The organism is Kitasatospora sp. NPDC127060, assembly GCF_042724935.1.
Taxonomy (GTDB): Bacteria; Actinomycetota; Actinomycetes; order Streptomycetales; family Streptomycetaceae; genus Kitasatospora.
Genome location: NZ_JBHXEG010000160.1, coordinates 1 through 6,684, shown reverse-complemented (window position 1 = coordinate 6,684; position 6,684 = coordinate 1). Strand labels below are relative to the sequence as shown.

Annotated in this window: 1 protein-coding gene; it reads right to left on the bottom strand. The window is 75.6% G+C overall.

Annotated elements, in window-relative coordinates; genetic code table 11:
• Positions 1–6,684, bottom strand: a 6,684-nt coding sequence (locus ACFWIS_RS40170; protein ID WP_380524369.1) for a type I polyketide synthase, incomplete at both ends; no start/stop codon positions are given.

Sequence of the window (6,684 nt, the reverse complement as noted above, 5' to 3'; positions counted from 1 at the left end):
GTTGCCGTGGAGGACGTCGAGGAGTGACCAGTCGGTGTGGGGGTGGAGGGCTTGGGCGCAGGCGTGGAGGTGGTGGGCGAAGACGGGTGAGGTGTTGAGGAGTTCGAGTCCCATGCCGGGCCATTGGGATCCTTGGCCGGGGAAGACGAAGACGGTTTTGCCGGGTGTGGTGGTGGCTTGGAGGAGTCGGGGGTGGGGTTGGTCGTTGGCCAGTGCTGTGAGTGCGTCGAGGAGTTCGGTGCGGGTGGTGCCGTAGGTGGCGGCGCGGTGGTGGTGGGGGGTGCGGGTGTCGAGGGTGTCGGCTACGGCCTGGGGGGTGAGGTGGGGGTGGTGGTGGAGGTGTTCGGTGAGGCGTCGGGCGTGGTCGCGTAGTGCGGTGGGTGTCTTCGCGGACAACCGCCAGGTGATGGGGGTGTCGGGGGCGGGCTCGGTCTGAGTTGCGGGTTGTGTGGTGGGGCCTTGTTCGAGGATGACGTGGGCGTTGGTGCCGCTGATGCCGAAGGAGGAGACGGCGGCGCGGCGCGGGCGCCCGTCCGCCGGCCAGTCCCGGCTCTCGGTCAGCAACTCGACGGCGCCGGAGGCCCAGTCGATGTGCGGGGACGGCGCGTCGACGTGCAGCGTCGGAGGCATGACGCCGTGCCGCATGGCCTGCACCATCTTGATGATTCCGGCGACGCCCGCCGCTCCCGCCGCGTGGCCCATGTTGGACTTGATGGAGCCGAGCCGGAGCGGGACCCCCTCGGGCCGGTCCTGTCCGTAGGTGGCGAGCAGGGCCTGGGCCTCGATGGGGTCGCCGAGCCTGGTCCCGGTGCCGTGGGCCTCGACCACGTCGACGTCGGCGGTGGTGAGTCCGGCGTTGGCCAGGGCCTGACGGATCACCCGCTGCTGCGCGGGGCCGTTGGGGGCCGACAGCTGACTGGTGGTCCCGTCCTGGTTGACGGCCGAGCCGCGCACCACCGCGAGGATCTGGTGGCCGTTGCGGCGGGCGTCGGAGAGCCGCTCGACCAGCAGCAGGCCGACGCCCTCGCACCACGCGGTGCCGTCGGCGGCGGCCGCGAAGGACTTGGAGCGCCCGTCGGGGGCCAGACCGCGCTGCCGGCTGAACTCCACGAACGAAGCGGGCGTCGCCAGCACCGAGACGCCGCCGGCGAGGGCGAGGTCGCACTCGCCGCTGCGCAGCGACTGCGCGGCCAGGTGCAGGGCGACCAGCGAGGACGAGCACGCCGTGTCCAGGGAGACGGCCGGGCCCTCCAGGCCGTAGGTGTAGGACAGCCGCCCGGACAGGATGCTCGCCGAGTTGCCGACGATCAGGTAGCCCTCCAGGCTCTCGTGCCCGGCGACCAGCGTTCCGTAGTCCCGGTCGTGGGTGCCGGTGAAGACGCCGGTGCGGGAGCCGCGCAACGAGGACGGGTCGATCCCCGCGTGCTCGAACACCTCCCAGCTGGTCTCCAGCAGCAGCCGCTGCTGCGGGTCCATCGCCAGCGCCTCGCGCGGGCTGATGCCGAAGAAGTCGGCGTCGAATTCGGCGACGTCGTGCAGGAACCCGCCCGCACGGGTGTAGGAGGTGCCGAGGTGTTCGGGGTCCGGGTCGTACAGGGCGTCGAGGTCCCAGCCGCGGTTGTCGGGGAAGCCGGTGATGGCGTCCCGGCCCTCGGCTACCAGCTGCCACAGGTCCTCGGGGGACCGCACGTCGCCGGGGTAGCGGCAGGCCATGCCGACGATGACGATCGGGTCGTCGTCGGACCGGACCGCGGTGACCGGTACGACGGTGCTCCCCCGGACGCCGAGGAGTTCGGCGCGCAGGTGGCCGGCCATCGTGGCGGCGGTCGGGTAGTCGAAGAGCAGGGTCGCCGGGAGGTCGAGCCCGGTCGCCTCGTGGAGCCGGTTGCGCAGGCCGACGGCGGTGAGCGAGTCGAATCCCAGTTCCTGGAGCGGGCGGTCCGGATCGACGGTGTCGAGGGTCCGGTGCCCGAGCACGGCGGCGATCCGGCTGCGGACCAGGTCGAGGACGGTCCTGAACTGCTCGTCCTCGGACAGGGCGCGCAGTTGTCGCGCCCACGCGCGGTTGTCGACGGCGGCGGTGCCCGCGGTCGGGACCCGGACCAGGCTCCGGAACACCGGCGGCAGGGTCAGCGCCCGTGCGTGCCTGCGGAGTTCGGCGTGGTCGAGTTCGATGGACAGCAGTTTGCCGTGCCACCCCCCGGACAGCGCCAGGCCGAACACGTCGAGCGAGTGCCCGGTGGAGCGCGGTGTGAGCCCGTCGGGCGCGGCGGGCTCCAACCGGGCGGAGTCCGACGGCTCTTCCGGCGCCCAGCCGAGCGACAGGACGGGGCGCCCTTCGGCGCGCCGGCGGTCGGCGAGGGCGTCGAGGAGTGCCCCGGCGGCGGCCCGGTCCGCCCGGCCGGGGGCGCCCAGGGTGGCGGCGGCGGACGAGAAGAGGACGAAGGCGTCGAGTCCGGCGTCGGCGGTGAGGTCGTGGAGGTCCCAGGCGAGGCCGGCCCGGATGCGCAGGGCGGTGTCCAGGTGCTCGGGGGTGAGGGCGGCGAGTGGGCCGCCGGTCTCCTCGACCGCGTGGACGACGGCGGTCAGCGGCCGTCCGGGCGGGACGGCGGCCAGCAGTGCGGCGAGGTCCGCGCGGTCGCCGATCTCGCCGGGCGCGGTGGTCACGGTCGCCCCGAGGGCGGTGAGGCCGTCGGTGTCGAGCGGCGCGGCCCCGGCGGTGCGGGCGAGCAGCAGATGGCGTGCGCCGTGTTCGGTGACCAGGTGCCGGACGAGCGGACCGGCGAGGTCTCCGGCGGCCCCGGACAGCACCAGCACGGTGCCGTCGGGGTCGAACGGCCTTGCCTGTCCTGCCTGTTGCTCCTGTTCCTGCTTCTGTTCCCCCGGTGCGGCCGACCCGGTGAGCGGCACGCGGACCAGCCTGGGCGCGAGCACGGCGTCGGCGCGGACGGCGAACTGGTCCTCGCCGACGGACGCAACCGCACCCAGCACGGCCTCGGTGACCTGCTCCTCGACGTCGAGCAGGACGAACCGGCCGGGGTGCTCGCTCTGGGCCGAGCGCAGCAGGCCCCAGACCGCCGCCTGGCCGGGATCGAGGACGTCCTCCGGGGCGCCGCCGTCGGCACCGGTACCGCCGCCGGTCGCGACCGCGCGACGGGTGACGACCACCAGCCGCGAGCCGCCGAGCGGTTCCTCGGTCAGCAGGCCCCGTACGGCGTCGAGCGCCCGGACGGCCTGCTCGACGGCGGCCGTGCCGGGCTCCGGCCCGCTGTCCGGGAGCGTCAGGAGGATCGCGTCGGGTGCGGGATGCGCGCCGTCCCGGACGGCACGCGCGAGCGCCGCGAGGTCGGTGTGGCGCTCGCCGGGGAGGGCGGCGAGGGCGTCGTCGTCCGCGTTCCCGGCGATGACCGCCCAGCGGGTCGTGGCCTCGGCGGGCGGCGGCACCGGGATCCAGTCGAGCCGGTACCCGCCGTCCGCGTCCGCGCCGCGGAGTCCGGCGGCACGGACCGGCCCGAGCGTCACCGAGCCGACGGTGGCGACCAGGGTGCCGGAGGCGTCCCGGACCGACGCCGACGCGGTGTCGGGCCCGGTGCGGGTCAGCGCGACCCGGAGTGTCCGCGCGCCGGTGGCGTGGACGGTGACGTCCTGCCACGCCACCGGGGCGCGCAGCTCGTCGGTCGGGTCGACGGTGGCGGCCAGGGCGGTCTCCAGGAGGCGCGGGTCGAGCAGGTACCCGCCCTGCCCGGCCTCGTCGGGCAGGCTGACCTCGGCGTAGCCGGTGTCCCCGGCCCGCCAGGCGGCGTGCAGCCCGGCCAGCGGGACGGCCCCGCTGTGGCCGAGGCCGGCGAGCCGGTCGGCCAGCTCCTCGGCGTCGACGGGGACGGCGCCGTCCGGGGGCCAGTCGCCCGCCGCTCCGGCGGTGCCGCCCTCGGCGGCTCCGTGGCCCGGGCCGGTGAGGACGGCGCCGGCGTGGCGGACCCAGGGCCGCTCCGGGTCGTCGCCGGAACGGGAGTGGATGGTGACCCGCTGGACGGTCGCGCCCCCGTCGGCGGCGCCGGGGAGGCCGCCGTCCGTGGCGCCGCCTTCCGTGCCCTCCGGGGTGACCGTGAGGTGCAGCCGCGCCGGCGCGCCGTCGGTCAGGACCAGCGGCGCTTCCACGGTGAGCTCCGCGACCCGGGTGAGCCCGCTCTCGGCCCCGGCCCGCAGGACGAGGTCCAGGAAGGCCGCGCCGGGCAGCACGGTGACGTCGTGCACGGCGTGGTCGGCCAGCCACGGATGGGCGGCGGCGGTGACCTGGCCGGTGAGGATCCGGCCCTTGCCGTCGGGCAGTTCGACCGCCCCGCCGATCAGCGGGTGCCGGGCGGTGGAGCCGGACGAGGACGGGTTGTCCGTGGGGTGCAGCCACAGCGACCGGTGCTGGAACGGGTAGGTGGGGAGGTCCACGCGGTCCGCGGGCCCGAAGAACGCCGCCCAGTCGACCCGCACGCCGTGTGCGTGGAGCCGCCCGAGCCCGGCGACCAGCTCGGCCGCCTCCGGCCGGTCCCGGCGCATCAGCGACACGAAGAGGGCGTCGGCCGCGGACTCCGGCCCCGCCGCGGAGAGCACCGCGTCCGGGCCGATCTCGACGAACGCGGTGACGCCCGCGGACCGCAGGCCGCGCACCGCGTCGGCGAAGCGGACGGTCGCCGAGACGTGCCGCACCCAGTAGTCCGCCGACGCCCAGCCCCCGGCCGGACCGCCGGAGACCGTGGACACGGCCGCGATCGTCGGCTCCCGGTAGGACAGCGACTCGGCGACCGCGCGGAACCGGTCCAGCATCGGGGCCATCAGCGGTGAGTGGAAGGCGTGCGAGACCCGCAGCGATCCGGTCTTCCGTCCCTGCTCCGCGAAGTGCGCGACGACTGCCGCGACGGCGACCTCGTCGCCCGAGACCACCACCGACTGCGGGCCGTTGACGGCGGCGAGCCCCACCGCGTCGGACAGCAGCGGTCGGACCTCCTCCTCGGTCGCCCGGATCGCGGCCATCGCTCCGCCCTCGGGCAGCTCCTGCATCAGCCGGCCGCGCGCGGCGACCAGCGTCGAGGCGTCGGCCAGCGACAGCACCCCGGCGACGTGGGCGGCCGCGATCTCACCGACGGAGTGCCCGGCCAGGTGGTCCGGCCGCACCCCCCAGGACTCGGCCAGTCGGAACAGCGCCACCTCGACCGCGAACAGCAGGGCCTGCGCGTTCCCGGTCCGCCGGACCGCCTCCTCGTCGGCGCCCCACAACACCTCGCGCAGCGGCACTTCGTAGTGGCCGTCCAGTTCGGCGAGGACGGCGTCCAGCGCCTCGGCGAACACCGGGTAGGCCTCGTACAGGCCGCGGGCCATGCCCGGCCGCTGGGACCCCTGGCCGGTGAACAGGAACGCGACCTTGCCGCCGAGCACCCGGCCCGGCGCGGTGCTGCCGTCGGCGACCGCGTCCAGGGCGGCGGACAACTCCGCCCGGTCCGCGCCGGTCACCACCGCACGGCAGGTCAGCGCGGCCCGGTCCAGGGCCAGCGCCCGTCCGGCGGCGGCCAGCCGGTCGTCGGGCAGGGTCTCCAGGAACGTCCGCAGTCCGGCGGCCTGGGCGCGCAGGGCCTCGGGGGTCCGGCCGGACAGCGGCCACAGCACCACCGGCGGCGCGGCCCCTCCCACCGGGGCGGGCGCCGCGTCGGCGGCGGACGGCTCCTCCAGGATGACGTGGGCGTTGGTGCCGCTGATGCCGAAGGACGAGACTCCCGCGCGGCGCGGCCGGTCGGTACGCGGCCAGGCCCGGCTCTCGGTGAGGAGTTCCACCCTCCCGGCGTCCCAGTCGATGTGCGGGGAGGGCGCGTCGACGTGCAGGGTCCTGGGCAGGACCTCGTGGCGCATCGCCTCGATCATCTTGATGATGCCGGCGACGCCGGCGGCGGCCTGGGTGTGGCCGATGTTGGACTTCACCGAGCCGAGCCAGAGCGGGTGTTCGCGGTCCTGCCCGTAGGTGGCGAGCAGGGCCTCGGCCTCGATCGGGTCGCCGAGCTCGGTCCCGGTGCCGTGGGCCTCCATCGCGTCCACGTCGGACGGGCGCAGCCGCGCCTCCGCCAGCACCTGGCGGATCAGCCGCTCCTGGGACGGCCCGTTGGGTGCGGTGAGCCCGTTGGAGGCGCCGTCCTGGTTGACGGCGGAGCCCCGGACCACGGCGAGCACCCGGTGGCCGTTGCGCCGTGCGTCGGAGAGCCGCTCGACCAGCAGCAGGCCGACGCCCTCGCTCCAGGCGGCGCCGTCGGCGGCGGCCGCGAAGGACTTGGAGCGCCCGTCGGGGGCCAGGCCGCGCTGGCGGCTGAACTCGATGAACGCGGCGGGGGTGGCCATCAGGGTGACCCCGCCGGCGAGGGCGAGGTCGCACTCGCCGTTGCGCAGCGCGCGGGCGGCCAGGTGCAGGGCGACCAGCGAGGAGGAGCACGCCGTGTCCACCGAGATGGCCGGGCCCTCGAACCCGAACACGTAGGAGAGCCGCCCGGAGGCCAGGCTGCCCGCGCTCCCCGTCCCGAGATAGCCCTCGAAGCCGTCGGGTGCCGCCTGCGTCAGCCGGTTGCCGTAGTCGTCGTACATGACGCCGGTGAAGACGCCGGTGTGGGTGCCGCGCAGGGTGGTGGGGTCGATGCCGGCGTTCTCCAGGGT